Genomic DNA, 25,324 nt, shown 5'->3' with positions numbered 1-25,324 from the left:
AACCCTGCGCAGGGCAAGGGCTCTCGACGAGGAGGACCGGATGGCCGCTCTACAGCACAAGTTCCTGTTGGACGAGAGCGAGATGCCGACGCGCTGGTACAACATCATCCCGGACCTGCCGGCGCCGCCGCCTCCGCCGCTGCATCCCGGAACCCACCAGCCGATCGGCCCGGACGACCTGGCGCCACTCTTCCCGATGGACCTGATCCTGCAGGAGGTCTCGACCGACTCCTACATCGACATCCCGGAGGAGGTGCAGGACATCTACCGGCTGTGGAGGCCGTCGCCGCTGTACCGGGCGCACCGTCTGGAGAAGGCGCTCGGCACTCCAGCGCGTATCTACTACAAGTACGAGGGCGTCTCACCGGCCGGGTCGCACAAGCCGAATACCGCTGTGCCGCAGGTCTACTACAACGCCAAGGCCGGCGTGAAGAAGCTGACCACCGAGACCGGGGCGGGCCAGTGGGGCACCGCGCTGGCCTTCGCCTGCTCGCTGTTCGGGCTGGAGTGCGAGGTCTGGCAGGTCGGCGCCTCCTATGACGCCAAGCCCGGCCGCCGAACGCTCATCGAGACCTTCGGCGGCACGATCCACCGCTCGCCCTCCCGGTTGACCAGCGCCGGCCGGGCGTTCCCGGAGGGCCATCCCGGTTCCCTGGGCATCGCCATCTCCGAGGCGGTCGAGGTGGCCGCCGGTCGCGAGGACACCAAGTACGCGCTCGGTTCGGTGCTCAACCACGTCCTCCTGCACCAGACGATCATCGGCGAGGAGGCCCTGCTGCAGCTGGCCAAGGCCGGCGAATCGGGGGCGGATCTGGTGGTCGGCTGCACCGGCGGCGGGTCGAACTTCGGTGGGTTGGCTTTCCCGTTCCTGCGGGAGAAGATGGCGGGCCGGCAGTCGCCGGCGATCAGGGCCGTCGAACCGGCGTCCTGCCCGTCGTTGACACGGGGTGAGTACCGCTACGACTTCGGCGATACCGCCGGCTTCACGCCGTTGATGAAGATGCACACCCTCGGGCACGATTTCGTCCCCGACCCGATCCACGCCGGGGGACTTCGGTATCACGGCATGGCGCCGCTGATCTCGCACATCTACGAACTCGGTCTGATGGAGGCGATCTCGATCGAGCAGACCGAGTGCTTCGCGGCGGCCCTCCGGTTCGCCAGGACGGAGGGCATCGTCCCGGCTCCCGAACCGACGCACGCGCTCGCGGCCACCATCCGGGAAGCACTGGCGTGCAAGGAGTCCGGCGAGGACAAGGTCATCGTCACCGCGCTGTGCGGGCACGGCATGCTGGATCTCGCCGCGTACGACGCCTACCTCAACGGCGCGATGGTCGACTCTGGACTCTCAGACGTGGACCTCGCCGCGGCGCTGTCGGGCGTGCCGGTGCTCGCGGGCTGAGAAACCCGCAGCGTCCTGCAGAGTGGTCGCTATAGCGAGCACTCTGCAGGACGTCAGGGGATGTCAGTGCTAGTCAGTGACGACGACCCCGCGCCAGAAGGCGACGTGGTCCTTGATCTGAGCTGCGGCGTCCTTGGGTGTGGGGTAGTACCAGGCGGCGTCCGGGTTCTGCTTCCCGTCGACCTCGAGCGTGTAGTAGGATGCCGTGCCCTTCCAGGGGCAGACCGACGTCAGCTTGGACGGCTTCAGATAGTCGGGATTGACGGACGCGAGCGGGAAGTAGTGGTTTCCCTCCACCATCTCGGTGGAGTCACTCTGCGCGATGACGGATCCGTTCCAGGTAGCGGTGGCCATGATGCTCATCTCTGATCGGGGGTGGTGGGCGTTCGGTTCCAGGTGTCGTTCAAAACAACGCTCCCGACGCTACGCCGCACCGCCTGGCCTCCGCCGGGGTCAGTCCTCCTCGATCGTCTGCTCCGGTTTCGTCCGCCAGATGGCCAGCACCACACCCAACAGCAACCCGACTGCCAGCCAGAGCCACCCATGCCCGGTGAAGACGCCGACGGCAAAGCCGAACAACAACCCGGTGATGACCCAGATCCCCATGGCGATCGCACGGTCGTGCTTGGGCGCCGACGGTCGGCGGCCGTCTCGTTGTCTGCTGGTCACGCTGGTGATTCTAGGGGCCGGGACCCTCACCCCCGGTACCTCTGGTCAGCAGGGGCAACAGGGCGTGAGTACCGTGGAGTGATGAAGGTTGTCATTGCAGGTGGCCATGGAAAGATCGCTCTGCACGTCGAAAGACTGCTGGCCGAACGCGGAGACCACCCGATCGGGCTGATCCGCGACCCGCTGCAGGAGGCGGATGTCATCGCCGCCGGAGCCTTCCCGATCGTTGTCGATCTCGAGAACAGCACGGCGGCAGCACTTGCCGAGCACCTCACCGGCGCGGACGCGGTAGTGTTCGCGGCCGGTGCCGGTGCGGGCAGTTCGGCAGAGCGCAAGGACACCGTCGATCGTGGTGCGGCCGCACTGCTCGCCGATTCCGCCGTGATCGCCGGGGTTCGTCGTTATGTGATCGTCTCCGCGATCGGTTCCGACGCCGGAGCCCAGCCCGATCACGATCCGGTCTTCGCCGCGTACATGACGGCCAAGAAGGCGGCCGACGACGACCTCCGCAGTCGTGATCTGGACTGGACCGTCGTGCGGCCGGGCGCTCTCACCGACGCTGCCGGCACTGGTCACGTCACGTTGACGACCAGGGTCGGTCGCGGCTCGGTGTCCCGCGAGGATGTCGCGGCCGTGCTGGTGGCGCTGCTCGACGAGCCGCGGACGGCCGGCATGTCCCTCGACCTGGTCTCGGGGCGGCATCTCATCGCCGACGCCGTCGCAGAAGCCGTGCCGGTGTCTGCCGCCGTCGCCGCGGGCAGTGACGGCGACGAGGCAACGGAGAACTGAGCAACCATGGGCCGGACCGTCGCCACCAACACCGACGTCGATCTCGAGGCGCTCCTGGACTTCGTCCGGCCACGTCACCACATGATCGTCACCACCTGGAAGTCAGATGGCGGGGTGCAGAGTTCCCCCGTCGCCGGCGGGATTGATTCCGTCGGGCGGATCGTCATCGCCACCTACCCGGAACGGGCGAAGACGCACAACCTGCGCAGGGTCGCCAAGGCCTCGGTACTGGTGCTGTCGGACGACTTCGGCGGCGCGTGGGCCCAGATCGACTGCACGGGTGAGGTGATCGACCTGCCCGACGCGATCGAGCCACTGGTGGAGTACTTCCGCAGCATCGCCGGGGAGCATCCGGACTGGGACGACTACCGGCACGCCATGGTCGTCCAGGGCAAGTGTCTGCTCCGCCTGACGCCCACCCACTGGTCGCCGATCGCGACCGGCGGGTTCCCGGCGCGCCTGGCCTGACGATCCTGGCGCGCCTGGCCTGGCCCGCCCGGCCTGACAGGAACGGCTACTCCGGGACGGCCACCACATCCAGGGCCGCCGACCGGACGTCGACATCGGAATGCCGACGGAGCCGGTCCAGGACGGCACGTCGCTCCGGCGTCCAGCCGCGCTGACCGGCGGCCACGGAGCAGAGGGCCAACGCCAGGTGCGCCGGCGCCGAACCGCCTTCGTCGTGAGGGTCGCCGATGCCGTCCGCCAACAACACGGCGACGGCGCCGTCGACCATCGCGCCGCGGCGGATGATCCGGGCGAGGTCGGTCCGCAACGCGGGGAGGAGCGCCGCCAGCACCGCAGGTCGGGTGATCGGATCGGTGACGCGATGGAGCTCGGAGGCGAGATGCAGGGTTTCCCAATCGATTGCGGCGACCCGCAGCCGGCCGGCCAGCATCTCCAGCGTGGGGTCGGTCAGCTCGTCGGCGCATCGACGAGCCAATCCGGTCATCGATGGGTCCTGCCGCACCTGGCTGATGACGTTGGCGCCCAGCGTGTTCAACCGCTGCCGGGCCGGCTCGTCCCGATCCGGGGCCGTTCGAGCCGTTGCCGTCGCGCCGCCGGTCACCGTGGCTGGTCTCTGGAGCACCGAGACCACGCGAATCAGCTCCGTCCCGGCGTCGGTCAGTGCGCAGGCCCGGACCAGCGACTCGGCCGCGGCCGACCAGTCGGCCGGACGATCGAGATCGAGGACCACCTCGGCCAGCGTCGTGAGGATCTCTGGGGCCCAGCGGCTCCAGGCCGGCAACGCATGGAACGCAAGAACGGCGGCCTGCCGATCCGCGGAGGCGGCGACCACGGTGATCAACCCGCCGATGGCGGCTCGATGCCGATCCGCGATGTCCTCCAGCCGGATCTGCGGCAGGGTCGAGGCGATGGCCGGATCGGTGGCCGCCTCGCCCAGCACCCGCCAGACTCCGGGGTCGTCAAGTCGCCCGCTCAGCCCGCAGACCACCGCCCGTCGGACGTCCCGATGCTGGCCCGGACGGTCCCAGGCCTGGATCAGCGCAGTCGATCCGGCCGGTACATGCTCCCGGACGACCAGCTGGACGGCCGCCTTGCGCAGGGTGATCTTGGCGCCGGACAGGGCCGGCAGCACGGCCACTCCGAATTGATCCGGCCGCACCTGACGGGCCACCCGGGCCACCGCCGGAAGCGCCACCCTGGCCAGATCGGTATCGCCCAACGCCAGTAGTTCCAGTAGGGCCGCGCCTGGATTCTCCACCCCGGGCAATGCCGAGATCGCGGCCTCCTGCAGTGTCAGTTCGGCCCGTGCGAGGTAGGGCCGCACCCAGGCGTCGGCCCCGGGGATCCGGCCCAGTCGGCGGACGGCCGCGGCCCGCGTGTGCAGCGGCTGTGTCTCCGACTTCGCCAACTCGTCGACCATGCCGGCGTAGTCCCGCCGCTGACCGGCGGTCCACCGCGAGAAGCCGCTGGTGAACGTGGGAATCAGGCGAATTTCGGGTTTGACGAATCGCCCGGCCAACGAGGCGGACAGCACCGAGGTCAGCAGATCCGTCCGACGACGGGAGATCGCGCCGGCCACCACCCCGATCGTGACGGTCGACGGATCACCGCGCCAGACCTGCTCGACCCTGACGTCTCTCGTGCGCGGATCAGCCAGGTAGAGCCGGATCGCCCGGGTGACGACGGCATCGTTCTGACTGGCACAGGCAGCGAACAGCAACCGCTGCAACGGTTCCAGCGTCCAGGCCCGATCAGCCAGCCCCTCGGCCAGAGCCAGCGTGACCCCGAAGTCGTCGCGCCGGCGGTCGGCTTCCAACCGCGGGAGCAGCACCGCGAGAATGCCGAACTCGCTGTCCGACGGCAGATTTCGCCGCAACCCTGGGAATCGGAGGTCCTGCTGATACCGACTGATCGTCTCGATTTCGGCCAGCGCGAACTGCAGCAGGGCCGGTCGCTGACGGGCGGCTCCCTCGACCAGCAGGCGCTGGATCAGGCCCTGCAGAGTCCGCCGCGTCGCGGACGAGCAATCCGGTGCCGCCAACGCATCACCGACGATGGTGGACAGCTCGCCGACGGCCGCGTCCGGGAACGACCAGGCCGGAAGGTGGGCCAGTGTCGTCATCGCCGCCAGCCGGACCGGGTCCTGATCCCGGCGCAACCGGGTCAACGACCGCAGGACGTCCAGCACCACCGCGGGATCGCGGGTGGCAGCCGCGGCGGACAGGAGCAACCGGTAGCCATCGGCCCGATCGGCTGCTTCCGGTGCCGCGGTGCGCTCGAACAATTCGGCCTGCACGTACCCGAACGGCAACCGGGAGCGGAGTTGTCGACGCAGCACCGGTTGCTCGCTGCCGGATCGCGATGCCAGCAACCTTTCTGCCTCCGCGACGCGATCGGCCGCCGGCAACAGGTCGAGCACGTCGATCGACAGGTGCGCCTGCGCCAGATCCTGGACGCCGACCACCGACCGGTAGATCCGCGTCCGCCGTGCGACGGGAACCTGCCGCAGGAACTGCTGGAACGACCCGCCGGCAGCGACCAGTCGAGCGAATTCCTGTAGACCGCCGTCATCCAGCGCCTCCATGGCCCGCCACAGCGGCCGGCCGGCCGGGATCTCCCAGCGCCGGCGCTGGGAGAGAAGGATGCGCAGGAGCCTGCTCGGGTCGCGTCGGGCCAGCAGCGGCAGGGCATTGGCGATGGTGGGCGGAAGGCTGCCGTCGAACAGTCCGACCTCGAGGAGGTCGAAGGCCCGGTCCGGCCGCTCGACAGCGGCGGCCGCCACTCCGGGAGCAAATCGTGCTCCGAACGACGGCCAGACACCGCGGGGTAGGGCTGCGATCTGCAGCCGCAGGAAGGTCAGCAGCACCTCGGGGTGCCGTTGGCCGATGGCCCGCCAACTGGAGACGGCGTAGGCGAGATCCGGCAACAGCCGGCCGACCATCGGCGCGGAGCAGGTGGGGAGCAGCGTCGCCGCCTCCCGATCACCGTGGCGCGAGCGAACCAGCGGAAGAAGTAGCTCCGCCAGGTCGGTCGCGACCTCCTGCCGGAGCTTGCGGTAGATGAGATTTCGCAACGATCTCGGCAGCTCGACCACCTTCGGCAGCAGGTCCGCACCAATCCAGCGATGACGTAGCGCGATGCTCCACGCGCGATGGCTCAACGCTGGTTCGTCCTGCCAGAGGCACCACTGGACGAATCCCTGGTGCCGCGCCGCGGTCGCCACGCCGAGCGCGAGCTGCCGCTGGTAGGCGCCCAGTCCGGACAACGCGGCCAGTAGCTGGTCCAGGTCTGCGGTGCCGGCCAGCCGGTTGCCGAGCAGTGCCAAGCGCTGCTGTCGCTCGTGGTGCGACAGCACCTCGACCTCGGCCAACAACCGCCCCGCACCCGTACTCACCCGCCGAGTATGCCGCTCCCGCTGGCTCGCGCGCCCGCGGACCGGCCGGGCGCCTCCAGCTCGCCCTACCGGCGGGTTCGGAGGTAGTCCGAGACCACCTCGGCGCCGAGCCCGTCCAGGTCGGGTGCGACCACGCGGCCCCCGCACCGGCGGGCCAGCGAGTCCATGAACGACGCCAGCCTGGGGTCGTCGCCGAGGACGAAGAAGCTGATCGCCGTCCGGCGGCCGGACAGCTTGTCGAGTTCGACCAGGGTGGCCCTGACCGTCCGCGGGTCGGGCGGGTAGGAGAACGCGAAGTCCCCGTCCGGTTCCAGGTGGGCGGTCGGTTCGCCGTCCGTGACGACCAGCACCACCGGCATCGCGTCCGGCTGGGACTTCAGGTGATCGCCGGCCAGCATCAGCGCGTGCTGCAGGTTGGTGCCCTGCACGTAGGCGCCCTCGAGGCCGATCAGCTCGCCCAGCTCCACCTTGTCGGCGCGCCGACCGAAGGTGATGAGCTGCAGCGCATCTCCGCGGAATCTGGTCGAGATCAGCTGGTGCAGCGCCAGTGCCGTGCGCTTCATCGGGACCCACCGACCGTCCTGCACCATCGACCACGACGTGTCGACGCATAGCGCCACCACGGCCCTGGTGCGCTGTTCGGTTTCGATGACCTCGACATCGGTGACGTCCAGGACGTTCTCGTCGCCGCCGGCCCGCCGTAGCTGGGCATTGAGCAAGGTCCGCGGCACACTCCAGGCCTGGGTGTCCCCGAAGGCCCACGGCCGGGTCGAGCCGGTCGGCTCGCCCGCAGCACCGGACCGACGGGTCTCGCGCTCACCCCGACGGCCGGAGATCCTGTCCGCCACGTCCTTGAGAGCCGACTCCCCGAGGCGGCGCAAAGCCTTGGGCGACAGGCGCAACGAGCCGTCTTCGGCCCGATCCAGCATGCCCCGTTCCCGCAGCTCGCGCTCCAGGTCCGCGAGCTCTTGGACGTCGGCCCTGGCCTGGTCGTCCAGAGCGTCACCCAGTGCGTCGAGGTCGATGTCGTCCAGTCGTGCGCCGGGATAGCTCTGGGCCAGCTGCTCGGCCAAGGAGTCCAGCTGTCCCAATGCCTCCATTGCCCTGGCACCCTCCCCCAAGCCCATCGGGTTGTCACCGTCGAACCGTCCGGACCCTGACCAGTCCTGCCCGGGGCGAAGACCTTGGAGCTGGGAATCCAACTGGGACAACGACTGCGAGAGACGCGGATCTCCGAAGGCCTGCTGGGACAGCTGCGCCAGCTCGGCGCGCTGCTCCGCCGTCATGGAGTTCATCATCCGCTGGGCCGCAGCGGACCTGGCGGCCAGCAGGTCGATGAGCTGGTCGACCGTCTGCGGCTGCTCGGGGAAGAACTCGCCGTGCTTGGCCATGAAGTCACCGAACTGCTGCGCCGTGTCCTGGCCGGCCGCATGCGACGCCAGCAGAGCATTGAGGTCGTCCAGCATCTCCCGGATGCGTTCGGTGTCCTCGGGTGTCGCGTTCTCCAGCGCCTGCTTCATCCCGGCGAAACGCTGGTCGAGCATCTCCTTGCCGAGCAGTTTGCGGATCTCCTCGAAGGTCTCGCGGGCATCGCTGGATTGGAAGTCGTACTTGCCGAGTTCCCGTACTGCGCCGCCGGTGTCGCCCGGGAGGGTGTCGAGCTCCATCTCCTTGAACCGGGCATCGTCACCCTGCTGACGGGCCAGGGTCTCCCGCTCCTGCGCGAGGGCCTTGGCCAACAGCTCCCGCACCTCCTGGAGGGTGCCGTCCAACCTGTTGTCCTTCTGCAGGTCCCGGCGCTTCTGCCAGATCTTGCGAGCGAGATCGTCGAGGCCACGGCGGTTCTTCATGCCCTGCCGCATCAGCTCGCGCAGCGCCTGCTGCGGCGAACTGCCCTCCATCACGTCCTTGCCGATCTTGTCCAGCGCAGACCTCAGGTCGACCGGTGGGGCCAGCGGGTCGGGTCCGTCGACGTAGGCGCCGTAGGAGTAGTCGTCAGCACGGTGCGGGCGGCGGGGCGAATCAGCCATAGCTGACCGTGTCGCCGTCGTCGCTCGGCTGCTTGGCCAGCTTGCGCGTCAGGAACAGGAGCTCCAGGGCCAGTTCGGCGGCCGAGGCCATCGGGCCGGGGTCCTCGGTGCCGGCCGCGCCGAGCCGCTGCGCCACATCGGTGAGCACCGCCAGTTGCGGCAGCGCGGAGACGACATCGGCTGCGGGCACTCGATCCCCGGTACGGAGCGGATGCGCGGTGACCGCCTCGGCCAGCGGCGTCAGGTCGACCCCGCGGAGTCGGGCCCTGGCCGTCTCGGCGGTGGCCCGGCGGAGCAGGTGCTCGAGGATCTCTTCCTCGCGCCCCTCCTCGCCGGTCGCGAACTCGAGCTTGCCGCGCAGCACCGCGATGATGGCCTGCAGGTCGATCGGTCGCCCGGACGCCTTGGCCTCACCGGTGATCGCCGCCCGCCGAAGAGCTGCAGCAGCAACGGTTTCCGCAGCTGCGACGGAGAATCGGGCGGAGACGCCGGAGCCCTGGTCCACCGCCGTCGATTCGCGGAGCAATCTCGTGAACCGCGCGATGATCTCCAGCAGGTGCGCCGGCACGTCGGCGGCGAGGTCGGCTTCCTGCTCGATCAGCGCGATCTCGTCGGCCAGCCGCAGTGGATAGTGGGTGCGGACCTCGGCGCCGAAACGGTCCTTCAGCGGAGTGATGATGCGGCCGCGGTTGGTGTAGTCCTCCGGGTTGGCCGAGGCGACCAGCAGCACGTCCAGCGGCAGCCGAAGCGTGTAACCGCGGACCTGGATGTCGCGTTCCTCCATCACGTTCAGCAGCGCGACCTGGATGCGTTCAGCCAGATCCGGCAGTTCGTTGATGGCCACGATGCCGCGGTGGGCCCGTGGCACCAGCCCGAAGTGGATGGTCTCCGGATCGCCGAGGGACCGACCCTGCGCGACCTTGACCGGGTCGACGTCGCCGATGAGGTCGGCCACCGCGGTGTCGGGGGTCGCCAGCTTCTCGGTGTACCGCTCGCTGCGGTGCTTCCAGACGACCGGCAGGTCGTCACCCAGATCGGCTGCACGCCGGATGGTCTCGGGAGCGATGGGTTCATAGGGGTGCTCACCCAGCTCGGAGCCGCCGATCACCGGGGTCCACTCGTCGAGCAGGTTGGTGAGGCTGCGCAGGAGTCTGGTCTTGCCCTGGCCCCGTTCCCCCAGCAGCACGATGTCGTGCCCGGCGATCAGGGCACGTTCGAGCTGCGGAAGAACGGTCGAGCCGAAGCCGACGATGCCCGTCCACGGATCAGTCCCGGAACCGAGGGCGGCCAGCAGGTTGTCGCGGATCTCCGCCTTGACGCCGCGGATCTCGTGCCCGGAGGCCCGCAGTTCACCAAGGGTCGAGGGTAGGTCGTTCGGTGGTGTTGTTCGCACGTTTTCCGACGGTACGCCTGGCTTGTTTCAGGTGGACGAAGCCCAGTTCAGGGCTTCGTCCACCACGGATCGGCGCGCACACCGCGCCGGCCGGACCTACTCGGCCGCGACCTGGTAGGTCGGCGTCACGATCGCCCTGGCCAGCGTGTGGAACACGAGGTTGAAGGACAGGTACGCGGGGCTGGCGGTGTCGTCGATCTCCAGCGCCGGCACGTCGACCGCGTGCACGACGAAGTAGTAGCGGTGGGCTCGGTCGCCGGAGGGCGGCATCGGGCCGGTGTAGCCCGCCTGGCCGGCATCGTTGCGCAGTTGGATGGCACCTTCGGGCAGACCGAACCCGTCGCCGACACCCTGGGCCAGGGAGGTGACGTCGGCCGGGATCCCGGCGACCGCCCAGTGCCAGAACCCGCTCGGGGTCGGGGCGTCCGGGTCGTAGCAGGTGACGGCGAAACTCTGCGTGCCCTCCGGGAACCCGGACCAGCTCAGCTGCGGCGAGCGGTTGCCGTGGGAGCCGGCGTAGACGTCATCAACGGGTTCGCCGTCCTGGACGTCGGTGCTGGTGAGGGTGAACGACCCGACGGCCGGGAGCAGCTCGTACGGGTCGGGCGCGATGGGACGATCGAGAGACATGAATTCCTCCTGAGTTCGTGGCGACCGGCTTCGACGCTGCTGCCGGGCCTTCTCGACCGTAGCGCGTGACCGGCGCGGACGTCGTCGGGACGGGCGGGGGTGTGGCGGGCGTCAGGCTGCGGCGACGAGGGCGGCGGCGGCCCTGGCGATGGCGAGTTCCTCGTTGGTCGGGACCACCATCACCAGGACGGGCGACCCGTCGGGCGAGATGATCCGGGGCTCCGACGATCGGACGGCGTTACGGGCCGGATCGATCGAGATGCCCAGACGCTGCAGTCCGCTCACGATCTGCGCCCGCACCGCCGGCGCGTTCTCGCCAACACCGGCGGTGAACGTCAGGACGTCGGCCCCGCCGAGCACCGCCAGATAGGCACCGATGTACTTCCGGACGCGGTGGCAGTAGACGTCAAGGGCGAGAGCGGCATCGGCGTCGCCGGCGTCGATCAGCCCGGCCAGATCACGGAAGTCGCTGACGCCGGACAGCCCGAGCAGCCCCGACTTCCGGTTCAGCAGGGTATCCAGCGCGTCGACATCGAGCCCGCCGGTCCCCAGCAGGTGCAGCAGGGCACCCGGATCCACGTCGCCGCTGCGGGTGCCCATCACCAGTCCCTCGAGCGGCGTCAGGCCCATCGACGTCTCGACCGCGACACCCTTGCGAATGGCAGACGCCGAGGCCCCGTTGCCGAGGTGCAGGACGATCTGGTCGAGGTCCTCGACCTCCCGGCCGAGCGCGACGGCCACCTGCCGGGAAACGTACTGATGCGAGGTGCCGTGGAAGCCGTAGCGTCGGACCTGTTGCTGCGCAGCCACTTCCCGATCGATCGCATAGGTGTAGGCGGCCGCCGGCAACGTGCGGAAGAAGGCGGTGTCGAACACCGCCACCTGCGGGACTCCCGGGAAGGCGGCCATGGCCTGCTCGATACCCGTTGCGTTGGCGGGGTTGTGCAGCGGCGCCAGGGACGAGAGATCCCGGATCTGCTCCAGCACATAGTCATCGACGAGCACCGGATCGCCGAAGAGCGAACCGCCGTGCACCACCCGGTGCCCGACGGCGGTCAGCGCGGCAGCGCGGAGCGGGCGACCGGAATCGACGAAGAGCTGCTGCATGACGCGGAGAGCGGCGGCGTGGTCGGCGATCTCCCCGTCGAACTCGCACTCGTTGCCGGCGAACTGGTGCCGGGCGTGGGCGGTGCCCTGCCCGATGCGCTCGATCAGACCACTGGCCACCGCAGTGCCCTCGTCGACGTCGACCAGCTGGTACTTCATCGACGACGACCCCGAGTTGATCACCAACACCGGCGTCTTCATCGCTTCCTACCTCCGGCGGGGGCGTCCTGCGCCTGGATCGCCGTGATGGCAACGGTATTGACGATGTCGGCGACCAGGGCGCCGCGGGAGAGATCGTTCACCGGCTTGTTCAGGCCCTGCAGCACCGGCCCGATCGCCACCGCACCGGCGCTGCGTTGGACCGCCTTGTAGGTGTTGTTGCCGGTGTTGAGGTCCGGGAAGATCAGCACGGTTGCCTTGCCGGCCACCCGGGAGTCGGGCAGCTTCGCAGCGGCCACCGCCTCGTCCACCGCGGCGTCGTACTGGATGGGCCCCTCGACCAGCAGGTCGGGCCGCAGCCGGTGCACGATCTCCGTTGCTCCCCTGACCTTGTCGACATCCGCGCCGGCTCCGGACGAACCGGTCGAGTAGGACAGCATGGCCACCCGCGGGTCGATGCCGAACTGGGCGGCCGTGGTCGCCGAGGAGATGGCGATGTCGGCCAGTTGCTCGGCCGTCGGGTCGGGATTGACGGCGCAGTCGCCGTAGACGAGCACCCGGTCGGACAGGCACATCAGGAATACGCTGGACACGATGGCGGTGCCCGGCACCGTCTTGATGATCTCGAACGACGGCTTGATGGTGTGCGCGGTGGTGTGGGTGGCGCCGGAGACCATGCCGTCGGCCAGGCCGAGATGGACCATCATGGTGCCGAAATACGAGACGTCCGTGACGATCTCGCGGGCTCGCTCGATCGTCATACCCTTGGCCGCCCGGATCCGCGTGTACTCGGCGGCGAAGGTCTCGACCAGTTCCGGATCCTTCGGCGACAGCAGGTGGGCTCCGCCGATGTCCAGACCCAGCGCGGAGGCATTGGTGCGGATCACGGCGGCATCTCCCAGCAGGGTCAGCTCCGCTACCCCGAGCCGGAGAAGACTTGCAGCGGCCCGCAGGACCCGCTCGTCCTCGCCCTCGGGGAGGACCACATGACGGCGGTCGGACCTGGCCCGGTCGATCAACTGGAACTGGAACATCAACGGCGTCATGGTGTCGCCGCCCCCGACGTCGATCGCCGCGAGCACCGCGTCGCCGTCCACCGAGTCGGCGAAGATCCGCAGGGCGGTCTCGGTTTTCACCCGGGAGGTGGCCGTCAGCTGACCGCGCACACCGGCCAGGACGGTCGCGGTCTCGAACGTCCCGAGGTCGGTGATGATGATCGGCAGCTCCTGCGGCAGACCGTCCAGCAACCGGGTGATGGGCTCGGGGGGCGTGTAGCCGCCGGTCAGCACGATCGCCGCCAACCGCGGGAACGTGCCGGACTGGTGCGCCATCACGAGTCCGGGCAACAGGTCGTACCGATCGCCGGGTGCGATGACGGTGGTGTCCTCGACCAATCGGATCAGCACGTTGGGCAGCGACATCGCCGCCACCACGAACCCGAGCGACTCCCGCTCGAGCCACGCCGGATTGCCTCGGACCAGACGGCCGTGGCAGGCGTGCTGCAGCGCCGCGACCGTCGGAGCGAAGAGCAGCGGCACCTCGGGAATGGCCGCGACCGGCAGCCGCGTGCCACGGCCGAGGGTCGCCCGTACCGCTTCCAGGTCCTCCGGAGTGATTCGGTTGGCGATCAGCGCGACCGGACGCGCGTGGGCCGCCACCAATTCGGTGACCGCGAACTCGGCAGCCAGCCTCACCTGCTCTGGGGTACGCCCGCGCCCGTGGACCACCAGCACGACCGGCGATCCGAGGTTGGCCGCCACCTTGGCGTTGAAGGCCAACTCGCTCGGGGTGGAGATGTCCGTGTAGTCACTGCCCAACACCAGCAGCGCGTCGTACCGACTGGTCAGATCGTGGAATCGACGGACGATCTCGGACAGCGCAGCCTCGGGGTCCTGATGCATCACCTCGTAGCTGACGCCCACCGCGTCGGCGTAGGTCTGCTCGACCGCCGGTTGCCCGAGCAGCAGCTCGACCACCCGGTCGGTCCGTTCGCTGGACTCGGTGACCGGGCGGAAGATCCCCACCCGGCCGACCTGCCGGCTGAGCAGGTCGACCAGACCGAGAGCGACGGTCGACTTGCCGGACTCGCCCTCGGGAGAGGCGATGTACACGCTGCGCGACATGCCCGCAAGGCTATCGGTCCCGCCTGACGCCGACCCGCCTGTTTATTCATCGCCTGTTGACTTCCCTACCCCCGCCGCTCTACGGTCTAACTCATCGTCCGTTGAATTATTCCGAGGAGGACCTGTGGAGGTTGCAATCGAGGTCGACGATCTGCGCGTGGAACGCGGTCGGCGGGTGGTGCTGTCCGGCCTGTCGTGCTCGATCGAGCGAGGCCGGGTCACCGGGTTGCTCGGCCCGTCGGGAGCCGGCAAATCGACCCTGCTGCGGTGCATCGTCGGCGTGCAGAAGATCCGGTCCGGGTCGGTCACCGTGCTGGGGCGTGAGGCCGGATCGGCGGAGATCCGCCGCCGACTCGGCTATCTGACGCAGGCACCGTCCGTCTATGCGGACCTGACCGTCCGCGAGAATGCCCGCTACTTCGCAGCTCTGGTCGGGGTCGGGCCGGAGGCCGCTGACGCGGTCATCGAGGAAGTCGGTCTGGCCGGGGCGGCGGGACAGTTGGTCGGCACGCTCTCCGGTGGCCAGCGATCGCGGGCGAGTCTGGCCTGCGCGCTCGCCGGGAGGCCGGAGGTGCTGGTGTTGGACGAGCCGACCGTGGGGCAGGATCCGGTGCTGCGGGAGGAGCTGTGGGACTCTCTGCGCCGCCGGGCAGATGCCGGAACGACCGTGATGGTCTCCAGCCATGTGATGGACGAGGCCAATCGCTGCGACCACCTGTTGCTGATCCGTGACGGCAGTCTGCTGGCCGACGACACCCCGGCGGCCATCAAGGCTCTCGCCGGCACCCAAGACCTGGACGCTGCCTTCCTCACGCTGATCCGCCGACAGCAGGAGGTGGCGGCGTGACCGTCCAGGGCCTCGAGATCGGGACGCGACCGCACATCCTGCTCCCGACGGTGAAGCGGATCCTGCTGCAGTTGCGGCATGACCGCCGCACCATCGGGATGATTCTCGGCGTACCGGTCATGCTGATCGCTCTGCTGTACTTCATGTTCGAGAACGAGCCGGGCAGGTTCAACCAGGTCGCACTCGTCATGCTGGCCGTCTTCCCATTCGTGATCATGTTCCTACTGACCAGCATCGCCATGCTGCGCGAACGCACCTCCGGCACGCTGGAGCGGCTCATGACGACGCCGACCCGCGGTGTCGACCTGCTGTTCGCCTACGGAATCGCCTTCGGCCTTGCTGCGGCAATCCAGGCCGGCCTGGCTTCCGCCTGCGCCTACTGGCTTTTCGGCCTGGCAACCGCCGGTGGTGCCGGATACGTGGTGCTCGTCGCCGTCCTGACGGCCCTGCTCGGCGTCGGCCTCGGCCTGCTGTGCTCTGCCTTCGCCAGAACCGAATTCCAAGCGGTGCAGCTACTCCCGATCGTCGTCATCCCACAGATCCTGCTGTGCGGGCTCTTCGTCCCGCGACCTTCGATGGCGACCTGGCTGCAGGTCCTCTCCGATGTGCTGCCGCTGTCCTACGCGGTGCAGGCAAGTCAGGAGGTCGGGCTGCATGACTCGCCGACCGGATTATTGTGGCGGGATCTCGGCATCGTGTTCGGGTGCGTGATCCTGGCGTTGTCCTTCGCGTCGGCGACGCTGCGCCGGAAGACCGAGTGAGCGACGGAGGGACAGATGATCGATTCGAGTGCGGGAGGCGTCACGAGTACTTCCTCCACCCGTAGCGGTCGCCGCCCCGGTAACCCGGACACCCGCCGGCAGATCTTGGAGGCGGCCCGGGAGGCCTTCGCCGCCAACGGTTTTGCCAAGGCCTCGATCCGCCGGATTGCAGCCCTGGCCGGCGTCGACCCGGCACTGGTCCATCACTACTTCGGCTCCAAGGACGATCTGTTCCTGGCCACCGTCGAGGTCGAGATCAATCCGCGAATGGTGGTCGAGCAACTGGTGGCCGGCGGAACGGACGGTCTCGGCACCAGGATGATCGGCGCCATCCTGCAGGTCTGGGAGTCCCCGGCGGGAGCATCGTTGGTCGCCGCTGTGCGGACCGCGGTCGGCGACCCGGGATCGGCCACCGCGATCGGCCAGTTCGTCACCACGGAGATCGTCGCCCGACTGCTCCGATCGATGCACCACGCGCCCGCCGAGGCCGAACGCCGAGGCGCGCTGATCGTGTCCCAGGTACTCGGCGTGGTCATCGGGCGGTACGTGCTGCGCGTCGGGGCACTCGCGGCCATGGACCGCGCAGACCTCGTCGCCTCCGTCGGACCGACACTTCAGTACTACCTGACCGGCGAACTTCCCGATCCTGCTGGCTGACCGGCGGTCCCGCAGGCGCGGTCCTGCAGGCGCGGTCCTGCAGGCGCGGTCCTGCAGGCGCGGTCCTGCAGGCGCGGTCCTGCAGGCGCGCGCCTACAGGCGCGGGTCGATCGGCTCGGATTCCAGGGCCAGCACCGCGAAGACGGCCTCGTGCACGCGCCAGAGCGGCTCGCCAACGGCCACGCGGTCGAGCGACTCCAGCCCCAGCGCGTACTCGCGGAGTGCCATCGAGCGCTTGTGCCCGATGCCCCGCTCCCGCAGCCGGGCCAGATTCTCCGACTCGGTGTAGTCGGGCCCGTAGATGATCCGCAGGTACTCGCGCCCGCGAACCTTGATGCCGGGCTGCGCCAGGTTTCGGCCCAGCCGCGTCAGGTTCGCCAGCGGCTTCACCACCATGCCCTCGCCTCCGGCAGCTGTCAGCTCCTCCCACCACCGGACCCCGGCAGCCGTCGACTCCGGATCCGACGCGTCGACCAGCAGGCGGCGGGTGGTCTGCAGCAGATCGGGGGCGACCGCGATCAACCGGTCGATCAGCGCGAGATGCCAGGCGTGATCGCGGGCGTAGTAGGTCGAACCAGCGTAGGTCGAACCAGCGTAGGTCGAACCAGCGTGCGTCGAACCTGCGTGACCGCTGGTGCGTGACCCACTGGCCAGCACCTGGAACGGCGCCAGCCGGAGCCCCTCCAGACCGTCGGTCGGCCAGACGTAACGACGATAGGCGGCCGCGTAGTCGTCGGCATTGACCCGACGGGACCGGGTGCGGGACAACAGGTCCCCTAACTCGAGCCCTCGTGCCTCTGCCTGCTCCAGCGCGGAGACGGCCACCGGCAGCACCGCTCTCGCCGCGGCACCGACCGGAGCGTACTGATTGCGCAGCAGGTCTTCCGCCTTGGCCGACCACGGCATCAACTCGCAGTCCAGCAACAGCCAGTCGGCGTCGAGCTCGTTCCAGATTCCCGTGGTCGTGACCGCCTCCCGCAGCCGGGCCAGCAGTTCCTCGGTCAGATCGTGCCCGAAGAACGATCGCCCGGTCCGGGTGTGGATGACGCCAGTCTCGCCCGGCACGGCACGGAACCGTTCCCGCGCAACGACTTCGTCCCGGCACAGCAGCACCACGGCTCGGGAGCCCATGTGCTTCTCCTGGCAGATCAGGGCCGAGACACCGTCGGACCGGTAGGAGGCGAAGGCCTCGTCGGGGTGCTCCAGCAGATCGCCACGGGCCGAGGTAGACGTCGGGGCCATCGTCGGCGGGAGGTGGAGCAGCCAGTGCGGGTCGAGCGCGAAGCGGCTCATCACCTCGAGCGCACCGGCGGCGTTCTCCTCCCGCACCGAGATGCGCCCGTGCCATTGGGTTTGCACGACGCTCCGACCCATCACGTCCCCGATGGACAGGTCGTCATCGGCCCGGACCGGCGCCATTTCCGCCGGCACCAGGAACGGTCTGGCCGGCGCATACCACTCCCGCTCGGCCGGAACCTCCACGATCTCCTTCTCCGGATAACGCAGCGCCGTGAGCTTTCCGCCGAATACGCAGCCGGTGTCGAGGCACAGGGTGTTGTTGACCCACTGCACCTCCGGCGTCGGGGTGTGCCCGTAGACGACCATGGCGCGGCCGCGATAGTCGTTGGCCCACGGCAGGCGGACCGGCAGACCGAACTCGTCCGTCTCGCCGGTCGTGTCGCCGTAGAGCGCGAAACTGCGCACCCGCCCTGACGCCCGCCCCTGGTACGACTCCTTCACGCCCGCATGGGCAACCACCAGCCGACCGCCGTCCAGCACCAGATGCGATACCAGGGAGTCGCAGAAGACCTCGACCTCCTTGCGGAACTCCGGCGGCTCCTCCGCCAGTTGCGCGAGCGTCTCGGCCAGCCCGTGACTCACCTGGACCTGACGACCACGCAGGGCCTTGATCAGCTTGTTCTCGTGATTGCCCGGGACCGCCCGCGCGTGGCCGGCCGCGACCATGCCCATCGCCAGTCGCAGCACACCCGGCGAATCCGGACCTCGGTCGACGAGGTCACCCACGAACACCGCGGTGCGGCCGTCCGGATGGGCGGCATCGACCGGGCGACCACGGTCGTCCCTGACGATCCGATAGGCCAGGGAGGTCAGCAACGACTCGAGTTCGCCGCGGCAGCCGTGGATGTCGCCGATGATGTCAAAAGGTCCTGTCACGTCACGGAAGTCGGTGAGCAGCCGCTCCCGGACGATGGTGGCCTCCTCGACGGCGTCGACACCGTCGAGCACGTGCACCTTGCGGAATCCCTCGCGGGCCAGACCGCGCATCGAACGTCGTAGCTGGTCCCGTTGCCGCCGAACGACTTCGGCGCCGAACATGCGATCCGCTCGCACGGCATTGCGCGCCACGCAGACCTTCTCCGGCACGTCCAGCACGATCGCCACCGGCAGCACATCGAAGGACCGGGCCAGTTCGACCAGCTTGCGCCGGGCGTCGGGCTGCACGTTGGTGGCATCGACGACGGTCAGGCGTCCGGCGGCCAGCCGTTTCCCGACGATGAACTCGAGGACCTCGAAGGCATCCTTCGTTGCGCTCTGGTCGTTCACGTCGTCGGCCACCAGCCCACGGCAGAAGTCGCTGGAGATGACTTCGAACGGGCCGAAATGCTGGGCTGCAAAGGAGGTCTTGCCCGAGCCGGAGACACCGACCAGCACCACCAGTGACAGCTGGGGTACGCCGAGCGCCGTCATACCGACACCTCACGCGTGAACAGCGCGAGCTGCGTCGGCGATCCGAGTGCAGCGTCGTCCGGCCCGACGGGCAGGTAACGCACCTGGTAGCCGTTGGCCTGCGCGGCCGCGGAACCCCAGGCGCGGAACTGCGCCCTGGTCCACTCGAAGCGGTGATCTCGGTGGCGGAAGTGACCGGCCGGCAGATCCGGATAGCGCACGTTGTACTCCACGTTCGGGGTGGTGACGATGACGGTTTCGGGACGCACCTGGGCGAAGACGGTGCGCTGCAGCGATTCCAGCCGGGACGGGTCGACGTGCTCGATGACCTCCATCAACACGACGGCGTCGTAGCCGGTCAACCGGTCGTCGCGGTAGGTGGCGCTGGACTGGATGAGTTCGACGCGCTCCCGTTGGTGGTCCGACATGGATTCGAACCGCAGCCGGCGGGCTGCGATCTCCAGCGCGCGGTGCGAGACGTCGACTCCGAGGATCTTCCGGAAATTGCTGTGCGGCAGCATCTCCCGGATCAACGACCCCTCGCCGCAGCCGAGGTCCACCACGGTGGCGGCGCCCGCGTCACGCAACGCCGCGACGACGGCCACGCGGCGCTGCTCGGCGAGTGTCGGAGTGCGTTCGAGGGCAACGACATCGTCGTCAGGCGGGACGGCATTGTCGAGCACTTCGGTTTCCACACCGTCGATCTCGGCGAGCCGGCCGACAGCGGACCGCACCAGGATCCGCTGGTGCGCGAGGTAGCGGGTGGTGATCAGCTCCCGTTCCGGATGGTCGTGGAGCCAACCGGCCCCGGCTCTGATGAGCTTCTCGACCTCGTCGGTACCGACCCAGTAGTGCTTGGAATCGTCCAGCACCGGGAGCATGACGTAGAGGTGGTGCAGGGCGTCGGCCAACCGGAGATTGCCGGTCAACATCAGGTCGACGTACCGCGAGTCGCCCCAGCGGGGGACTTCCGGATCGGCCGGGATCGGGGTGGCGGTGACCTCCCAACCCATCGGCTCGAACAGCTTCCGCGCCAGCGCCACGCCGCCGCGGCACGGGAGCGCCGGCACGTGGATCTCGAGCGGCACCGGACCGGCGGCGAGGTCCGGCCGCAGGTTGCAGCGACCCGTCATCGCCGTGTTGAACACCCGCGCCATGGCGACGGCGAGCATCGAGGACGCGGCATACGGGCGGTCGTTGACGTACTGCCCGAGGGAGAACCCGTCCTGACGACTGCTCCCCTTCTTCCCCCGCACGAGGGCGATGGGGTCCACCTCGAGCAGCAGCGCGACGGTGCACCGGGTGTCCGAGACCTCGGGGTAGAAGACGTTTGCCCGACCGACCGGCAGATCGAAGGCCTGCACCTTGTCCGGGTGCTTGTGCAGCAGGTAGCCCAGATCGCTCGCCGGTGCCGGGACGGCTGCGATGCCAACGGCCACGGCCGGACCATCGCTGGAAAGGCTTGGTCCGGGTCCGGCGAAGCTCGGGTCCAGGTAGGCGGAACGGGACTCGGCGGTCATGGTGATGGTCAGGAACACCGGGTCAGTCTGTCTGATCGCTGCGGACCAGTCGCCCGCATTTGCCGTCGCGCTCATGATCGGGTCGATTTCCGCCCCTTCCGTCACAAAACGTCCACGATCGTGAGCGCCGTCGAAGTTGATCAGCGCGGTGGCCGGGCGCGCGATCACCTGGTGGACGACCGGACCGTTTACTCTGCCGCACATGGACAACGCTGCCGCGCCAGCCACCAGCACGCCCGGGCCGACCGTGACCCGCAGCCAGATCGCCGCCTGGGGGCTCTGGGACTGGGGTTCGTCCGGCTTCAACACCGTGATCGTGACGTTCGTCTTCTCGGTGTACCTGACCGGGACGGTTGGCAAAGGGATGGCCGGGATCTCGGCCGCGACCTGGTACGCCATCTCGATCGGGGTGGCCGGACTCCTGATCGCAGTGCTGGCCCCGGTCACCGGTCAGCGCGCCGATGCGGAGGGGCGGCGACGTCGCTCGCTGGCGATCTACTCGGCGCTCGTGGCCATCACCATCGTCGGGCTGTTCTGGGTGCGCGACGACCAGCACTACTTCTTCCTCGGGGCTGCCCTGATCGGCCTCGGATCGATCTTCTTCGAGATCGCCGCCGTGTTCTACAACTCCATGCTGCGGCAGATCTCGACGCCGGCGAACATCGGGCGGGTGTCGGGTTTCGGCTGGTCGATGGGCTACTTCGGCGGTATCTTCCTGCTGCTGATCTGCTACTACGGCTTCATCTCCGGCGACGGCGACACCCGCGGGTTCTTCGACGTCACCACCGCCGGCGGCTACAACATCCGCATCGTCGCGCTGGTCGCGGCCGCCTGGTTCGCCCTGTCCGCCCTCCCCGTGCTGTTCAAGATCCCGGAAATCCCGCCGGGACCGAAACAGCGTCGGGTCGGTTTCCTGGCGTCCTACCGACTGCTGTTCCGCGACATCGCCACCCTCGTGCGCAGCGACCGTCAGGCGGCCGTCTTCCTGCTGGCCAGCGCGATCTTCCGGGACGGCCTGGCCGGCATCTTCCACTTCGGCGCCATTCTCGCCAACACCGTCTACGGCTTCTCCGCGGGCAACGTGTTGATCTTCGGGGTGGCCGCCAACATCGTCGCCGCTCTGGGGGCCCTGGTCGCCGGACGGTTCGATGACACCATCGGCCCGCGGAAAGTCATCGTCATCTCGCTCTGCGGCCTCCTGGCGAGCGGTCTGATCGTGATGTTCCTGTCCGGTTCGGGGGCGTTCTGGGTGCTCGGTCTGCTGCTGTGCCTGTTCGTCGGTCCGGCCCAGTCGGCCTCCCGCACCTACATGGCCAGGATCACGCCTCCCGGCAACGAGGGGCAGATGTTCGGTCTCTACGCCACCACCGGCCGGGCCGTGTCGTTCCTGTCCCCGCTCCTGTTTGCCCTTTTCGCCGGCATCTTCGGACACGACCGGGCAGGCATCGCCGGCATCATGCTGGTGCTCGCCATCGGTCTCGTCCTCCTGCTGCGCGTCGGCACCCCCACCGACCGGGCGCTGGAGCCGACCAGCGCACGCTGACCGACCCGTCCGGGAATGGCGCCGTGCGGACCGAGGTTGGCCCTTGCAGAATCACGGTGAGAGGCGCTGAAGTGATGCACGGTGAATACAAGGTTCCCGGCGGCAAGCTGGTCGCGGTCGACGTGACGGTTCAGGACGGCCGGTTGGCCTTCGTGGCGGTCTCGGGCGACTTCTTCCTCGAGCCCGACGAGGCCCTCGACGACATCAACGCCGCCCTGACCGGTCTACCGGCCGAAGCCGACGCGGCCGTGCTGGCCGGCGCGATCGACGCCGCACTCGGCGCTGAGGTGACGATGGTCGGCTTCTCCGCCGAGTCGGTGGCCATCGCCGTCCGGCGGGCTCTTGGCCGGGCCACCAGCTGGCGCGACCACCGCTTCGAACTGGTGGACGCCGGTCCACAGCACCCGGCGATGCAGATGGCCCTGGACGAGGTGCTGGCCCGACAGGTCGGCGCCGGCGCCCGGAACCCCTCGCTGCGCATCTGGGAGTGGGCGTCGAACGCCGTCATCATCGGGTCGTTCCAGTCGCTGAGCAACGAGGTCGATCTGGAGGCTGCCGCCCGCCACGACGTGACCGTCGTCCGGCGCATCTCCGGCGGTGGCGCGATGTTCGTCGAGCCCGGCAACACCATCACCTACTCGCTGTACGTCCCGGGATCCCTGGTCGAGGGTCTCTCCTTCGCCGCGTCCTATGCCTTCCTCGACGATTGGGTCCTCGGTGCGTTGGCCGACGTCGGGATCGACGCGAAGTACGTCCCCTTGAACGACATCGCCTCTCCCGCAGGGAAGATCGCCGGCGCGGCGCAGAAGCGACTGGTTGGTGGGGCGGTGCTGCATCACGTCACGATGGCCTACGACATCGATGCCGACAAGATGCTCGAGGTGCTCCGGATCGGTCGCGAGAAGATCTCGGACAAGGGCATCAGGAGCGCGAACAAGCGGGTCGATCCGTTGCGGTCGCAGACCGGCCTGAGCCGGGAGGCCATCATCGGCGCGATGGTCGCGCACTTCGACGGCCGCTACGGTTTGACGCCGGTTCCGCTCGACGCCGGCACCGTCGGCGAGGCGACCGCCCTCGCAGAGAGCAAGTTCTCGACGCCGGAGTGGACGGCTCGCGTTCCGTGAGTGGGGAGATGCCCGCGCAGGCCGACCTGGCCGCCGCCGAGCGGTATCTCGACCTGGCTCCGCGAACCGGAGCCATCGCCAGGGAGGTCGGCCCGTTCACGCTCTTCGTCAGCAACGGTCCGTGGCCGTACTACGCACGACCACGCCTCGGAAGCGACGCTCCGATCACTTCGTCGGCGCTCCTTGAGCTCCGGACAGCCTGTGCCACAGCCGATGTGCCCCTGGCCATCGAATGGGTCGACACCCTCCGACCGTCCTTCGCTGCGGTGGCCACCGATGCCGGCCTGACCGTCGTGTTCCGACCGTTGCTGGTGCTTGATCATGCCCACTTCATCAGGCCATCTGCCTCGCGCACCAGGATTCTTGCTCCTGACGACAAACTTCTGCCGACCGCGAGAGCCGTCGCCGACCTTGGTTTTGCCTCCCCCGGAACGGACATCGGCGTGGCCGGGCCTTCGGAACGCGATGCACTGGCCGGCTCCTTCCCGGCGGAGGTGTTGCAGCACATGCAGGATCGTGCAGCGGCCGGTCTCACCGTGACCGCAGCTGCTTTCGACCACGGCGGAGGCGACCAGGGCATCGTGGCGGTCGGCATGCATCAACCTCTCGGCGATACGAGCGAGATCGTCGGTGTGGCAACCCTTCCGAGTATACGACGACGCGGCTGGGCGGCCGCGATCGCCGGCGCTCTCGTCGAGCATGCGTTCTCGGTCGGTGTCACGCGCGTGATGCTGACAGCGGATTCCGACGACGTGGCGCGCATCTACCGCCGACTCGGTTTCCGTCAGGTCGGCCGGTGTTGCGAAGCCGCGCCGCCGGAATCCTGACGATCCGCGCCGACCGGTCGATCGCCCGGACCCTGCAGTGCGAGGATGGGCAGCATGGATCAAACCACGGAACCCGTTACCTTGGGGCTTGTCGGAACCGGCTGGCGCGCAGAGTTCTTCGCCCGCCTGGCGCTGATGATGCCGGAGCGCTTCACGCTGGTCGGTGTGGCCGGGCGGCGTCAGGAGTCGATCGACGTCGCCAGCAGGAACTGGGCGGTCCCCGGGTTCCTGGATCCGGCCGAACTGGTCAGGCGGACCCGGCCGGACTTCGTCATCAGCTCGGTCCCCTGGGACGCCAGTGCCGGCGTCATCGGCGCGTTGGTGGCCGCCGGCGCGAAGGTGCTGACCGAGACGCCGCCGGCTCCAGATGTGGCTGGTCTGCAGAAACTCTGGTCCGAGGTCGGAGCCGGCGAGCAGGTTCAGGTGGCGGAGCAGTATCTGATGCTGCCCGGTCACGCCGCGCGTCTCGCCGTCGTGAGAGCCGGCGCCATCGGGACGCCGACCTCGGTCCAGGTGTCGTCGACACACGGGTATCACGCGGTCTCGATGATCCGGGGCTTCCTCGCGGCCGGGTATGGCCCGGTCACGGTGTCTGCACGCACCTTCTCGGCGCCGCTGGTGGATCCGCTCCGGCGCGGCGGCTGGACCGATGACGGCGAGCCCAGGCCGGCTACCACCACCCTGGCGACGCTGGACTTCGGCGACGGCCGATCCGGTCTCTACGACTTCACGGACAACCAGTGGCACAACCAGTTGCGCTTCCGGCGGATCCTGATCCGCGGGACGCACGGCGAGATGGCCGACGACCGGGTCATCCGCCTGACGGAACCGAGGGCGATCACCACGTCGGAGTTGCGGCGATACCAACTCGGCCATGACCTCAACCTCGACGGTCACGACACCGAGCACATCTCGTTCGACGGGTCCGTCGTGTGGCGCAATCCTTTCGTGGGACAACGCCTGATGGACGAGGAGATCGCGATCGCTTCCCTGATGGCCGCCACCGGCGCCTGGGCCCGGGGTGAAGGCCCTGCGCCCTATCCGCTGGCCCAGGGCTGCCAGGACCACCTGCTGTCACTGGCCATCGACGAGTCCGTGGCGACCGGGAATGACGTGACCACCGAGATCCATTCCTGGGCCTGACTTTTCGCCACCCGCGAATTCCACCTGCTCGGCAGTCACGCGACAGTGCC

General features: G+C 68.8%; 20 protein-coding genes. 10 read left to right on the top strand and 10 right to left on the bottom strand.

The genetic code is table 11. The annotated features are described in order from the left end of the window. The first annotated feature begins 40 nt into the window (after window positions 1-40). Window positions 41-1,402: a TrpB-like pyridoxal phosphate-dependent enzyme gene (locus tag ABIB25_RS13570; protein ID WP_354528989.1), complete on the top strand. Its 1,362-nt coding sequence runs from the start codon at window positions 41-43 to the stop codon at window positions 1,400-1,402. Window positions 1,403-1,471: 69 nt separating this feature from the next. On the opposite strand, the gene ABIB25_RS13565 is transcribed toward ABIB25_RS13570, so the two are convergent. Together ABIB25_RS13565 and ABIB25_RS13560 are read right to left on the bottom strand one after the other, a co-directional pair. Continuing rightward, complete coding sequence (locus ABIB25_RS13565) at window positions 1,472-1,756, bottom strand: DUF427 domain-containing protein (RefSeq protein WP_354528988.1); 285 nt, start codon at window positions 1,754-1,756, stop codon at window positions 1,472-1,474. Window positions 1,757-1,855: 99 nt separating this feature from the next. Next, window positions 1,856-2,071 (bottom strand): hypothetical protein, encoded by a 216-nt coding sequence (locus ABIB25_RS13560; RefSeq protein WP_354528987.1) that lies wholly within the window; start codon window positions 2,069-2,071, stop codon window positions 1,856-1,858. A gap of 81 nt (window positions 2,072-2,152) precedes the next feature. On the opposite strand from ABIB25_RS13560, the gene ABIB25_RS13555 reads away from it, so the two are divergent. Then, window positions 2,153-2,860, top strand: a complete 708-nt coding sequence (locus tag ABIB25_RS13555; protein ID WP_354528986.1) for an NAD(P)H-binding protein — start codon at window positions 2,153-2,155, stop codon at window positions 2,858-2,860. A gap of 6 nt (window positions 2,861-2,866) precedes the next feature. Next, on the top strand, window positions 2,867-3,328 hold the full coding sequence (locus ABIB25_RS13550) for a PPOX class F420-dependent oxidoreductase (protein WP_354528985.1): 462 nt from the start codon (window positions 2,867-2,869) through the stop codon (window positions 3,326-3,328). A 46-nt stretch (window positions 3,329-3,374) separates the two neighbouring features. Here the strand turns inward: ABIB25_RS13550 and ABIB25_RS13545 are convergent, their stop codons facing one another. The 6 genes from ABIB25_RS13545 to pta form a co-directional block, all read right to left on the bottom strand. After that, window positions 3,375-6,722 carry a hypothetical protein gene (locus ABIB25_RS13545; protein ID WP_354528984.1) on the bottom strand — a complete coding sequence of 1,116 codons (3,348 nt, stop codon included), beginning with the start codon at window positions 6,720-6,722 and terminating at the stop codon, window positions 3,375-3,377. A gap of 65 nt (window positions 6,723-6,787) precedes the next feature. Next, window positions 6,788-8,752, bottom strand: a complete 1,965-nt coding sequence (locus ABIB25_RS13540) for a VWA domain-containing protein (RefSeq protein WP_354528983.1) — start codon at window positions 8,750-8,752, stop codon at window positions 6,788-6,790. Continuing rightward, a complete protein-coding gene (locus ABIB25_RS13535; protein WP_354528982.1) occupies window positions 8,745-10,145 on the bottom strand; it encodes an ATP-binding protein in 1,401 nt (466 codons plus the stop codon). The genes ABIB25_RS13540 and ABIB25_RS13535 overlap by 8 nt, the downstream gene beginning before the upstream one ends. A gap of 96 nt (window positions 10,146-10,241) precedes the next feature. Next, on the bottom strand, window positions 10,242-10,775 hold the full coding sequence (locus ABIB25_RS13530; protein WP_354528981.1) for a YbhB/YbcL family Raf kinase inhibitor-like protein: 534 nt from the start codon (window positions 10,773-10,775) through the stop codon (window positions 10,242-10,244). Between the two features lie 111 nt (window positions 10,776-10,886). Beyond that, window positions 10,887-12,083 (bottom strand): acetate kinase, encoded by a 1,197-nt coding sequence (locus tag ABIB25_RS13525; protein WP_354528980.1) that lies wholly within the window; start codon window positions 12,081-12,083, stop codon window positions 10,887-10,889. Beyond that, on the bottom strand, window positions 12,080-14,164 hold the full coding sequence (gene pta / locus ABIB25_RS13520) for a phosphate acetyltransferase (protein WP_354528979.1): 2,085 nt from the start codon (window positions 14,162-14,164) through the stop codon (window positions 12,080-12,082). The genes ABIB25_RS13525 and pta overlap by 4 nt, the downstream gene beginning before the upstream one ends. Window positions 14,165-14,288: 124 nt before the next feature. On the opposite strand from pta, the gene ABIB25_RS13515 reads away from it, so the two are divergent. From ABIB25_RS13515 to ABIB25_RS13505, 3 genes are read left to right on the top strand one after another with little or no spacing between them, the layout of a single operon-like run. After that, window positions 14,289-15,011 (top strand): ABC transporter ATP-binding protein, encoded by a 723-nt coding sequence (locus ABIB25_RS13515; RefSeq protein ID WP_354528978.1) that lies wholly within the window; start codon window positions 14,289-14,291, stop codon window positions 15,009-15,011. Further along, complete coding sequence (locus ABIB25_RS13510; protein WP_354528977.1) at window positions 15,008-15,772, top strand: ABC transporter permease; 765 nt, start codon at window positions 15,008-15,010, stop codon at window positions 15,770-15,772. The genes ABIB25_RS13515 and ABIB25_RS13510 overlap by 4 nt, the downstream gene beginning before the upstream one ends. Before the next feature lie 15 nt (window positions 15,773-15,787). Beyond that, window positions 15,788-16,429, top strand: a complete 642-nt coding sequence (locus ABIB25_RS13505) for a TetR/AcrR family transcriptional regulator (protein WP_354528976.1) — start codon at window positions 15,788-15,790, stop codon at window positions 16,427-16,429. Between the two features lie 93 nt (window positions 16,430-16,522). Here the strand turns inward: ABIB25_RS13505 and ABIB25_RS13500 are convergent, their stop codons facing one another. Both ABIB25_RS13500 and ABIB25_RS13495 read right to left on the bottom strand, forming a co-directional pair. Next, window positions 16,523-19,138 (bottom strand): polynucleotide kinase-phosphatase, encoded by a 2,616-nt coding sequence (locus tag ABIB25_RS13500; protein ID WP_354528975.1) that lies wholly within the window; start codon window positions 19,136-19,138, stop codon window positions 16,523-16,525. After that, window positions 19,135-20,841 carry a 3' terminal RNA ribose 2'-O-methyltransferase Hen1 gene (locus tag ABIB25_RS13495; protein ID WP_354528974.1) on the bottom strand — a complete coding sequence of 569 codons (1,707 nt, stop codon included), beginning with the start codon at window positions 20,839-20,841 and terminating at the stop codon, window positions 19,135-19,137. The genes ABIB25_RS13500 and ABIB25_RS13495 overlap by 4 nt, the downstream gene beginning before the upstream one ends. Between ABIB25_RS13495 and ABIB25_RS13490 the strand changes: the two genes are divergently transcribed. From ABIB25_RS13490 to ABIB25_RS13475, 4 genes are all read left to right on the top strand, one after another. After that, the gene (locus tag ABIB25_RS13490; protein WP_354528973.1) at window positions 20,840-22,180 is read left to right on the top strand and encodes an MFS transporter; all 1,341 of its coding nucleotides are present in this window, start codon (window positions 20,840-20,842) and stop codon (window positions 22,178-22,180) included. The two genes, ABIB25_RS13495 and ABIB25_RS13490, sit on opposite strands and share 2 nt — an antisense overlap. A 74-nt stretch (window positions 22,181-22,254) precedes the next feature. Then, window positions 22,255-23,304 carry a lipoate-protein ligase LplAB gene (gene lplAB / locus ABIB25_RS13485; RefSeq protein ID WP_354529054.1) on the top strand — a complete coding sequence of 350 codons (1,050 nt, stop codon included), beginning with the start codon at window positions 22,255-22,257 and terminating at the stop codon, window positions 23,302-23,304. Window positions 23,305-23,312: 8 nt separating this feature from the next. Then, window positions 23,313-24,131, top strand: coding sequence for a GNAT family N-acetyltransferase (locus ABIB25_RS13480; protein ID WP_354528972.1), 819 nt, complete (start codon window positions 23,313-23,315; stop codon window positions 24,129-24,131). Window positions 24,132-24,185: 54 nt separating this feature from the next. Further along, window positions 24,186-25,274: a Gfo/Idh/MocA family protein gene (locus tag ABIB25_RS13475; protein ID WP_354528971.1), complete on the top strand. Its 1,089-nt coding sequence runs from the start codon at window positions 24,186-24,188 to the stop codon at window positions 25,272-25,274. Window positions 25,275-25,324 lie beyond the last annotated feature (50 nt).

Source organism: Nakamurella sp. UYEF19 (assembly GCF_040546275.1).
Taxonomy (GTDB): Bacteria; Actinomycetota; Actinomycetes; order Mycobacteriales; family Nakamurellaceae; genus Nakamurella.
Note: the sequence above shows the minus strand (reverse complement) of the source record. Positions and strands in the feature narration are given on the sequence as shown.

Excerpts from the sequence above, each read along its gene's own strand:
- ABIB25_RS13480 (WP_354528972.1), top strand. The coding sequence starts at position 23,313 with ATGCCCGCGCAGGCCGACCTGGCCGCCGCCGAGCGGTATCTCGACCTG.
- ABIB25_RS13475 (WP_354528971.1), top strand. The coding sequence starts at position 24,186 with ATGGATCAAACCACGGAACCCGTTACCTTGGGGCTTGTCGGAACCGGC.
- ABIB25_RS13555 (WP_354528986.1), top strand. The coding sequence starts at position 2,153 with ATGAAGGTTGTCATTGCAGGTGGCCATGGAAAGATCGCTCTGCACGTC.
- ABIB25_RS13565 (WP_354528988.1), bottom strand. The coding sequence starts at position 1,756 with ATGGCCACCGCTACCTGGAACGGATCCGTCATCGCGCAGAGTGACTCC.
- ABIB25_RS13490 (WP_354528973.1), top strand. The coding sequence starts at position 20,840 with ATGGACAACGCTGCCGCGCCAGCCACCAGCACGCCCGGGCCGACCGTG.
- ABIB25_RS13550 (WP_354528985.1), top strand. The coding sequence starts at position 2,867 with ATGGGCCGGACCGTCGCCACCAACACCGACGTCGATCTCGAGGCGCTC.
- pta (WP_354528979.1), bottom strand. The coding sequence starts at position 14,164 with ATGTCGCGCAGCGTGTACATCGCCTCTCCCGAGGGCGAGTCCGGCAAG.
- ABIB25_RS13505 (WP_354528976.1), top strand. The coding sequence starts at position 15,788 with ATGATCGATTCGAGTGCGGGAGGCGTCACGAGTACTTCCTCCACCCGT.
- ABIB25_RS13540 (WP_354528983.1), bottom strand. The coding sequence starts at position 8,752 with ATGGCTGATTCGCCCCGCCGCCCGCACCGTGCTGACGACTACTCCTAC.
- ABIB25_RS13530 (WP_354528981.1), bottom strand. The coding sequence starts at position 10,775 with ATGTCTCTCGATCGTCCCATCGCGCCCGACCCGTACGAGCTGCTCCCG.
- ABIB25_RS13525 (WP_354528980.1), bottom strand. The coding sequence starts at position 12,083 with ATGAAGACGCCGGTGTTGGTGATCAACTCGGGGTCGTCGTCGATGAAG.
- ABIB25_RS13570 (WP_354528989.1), top strand. The coding sequence starts at position 41 with ATGGCCGCTCTACAGCACAAGTTCCTGTTGGACGAGAGCGAGATGCCG.
- ABIB25_RS13495 (WP_354528974.1), bottom strand. The coding sequence starts at position 20,841 with ATGTGCGGCAGAGTAAACGGTCCGGTCGTCCACCAGGTGATCGCGCGC.
- lplAB (WP_354529054.1), top strand. The coding sequence starts at position 22,255 with ATGCACGGTGAATACAAGGTTCCCGGCGGCAAGCTGGTCGCGGTCGAC.
- ABIB25_RS13500 (WP_354528975.1), bottom strand. The coding sequence starts at position 19,138 with ATGACGGCGCTCGGCGTACCCCAGCTGTCACTGGTGGTGCTGGTCGGT.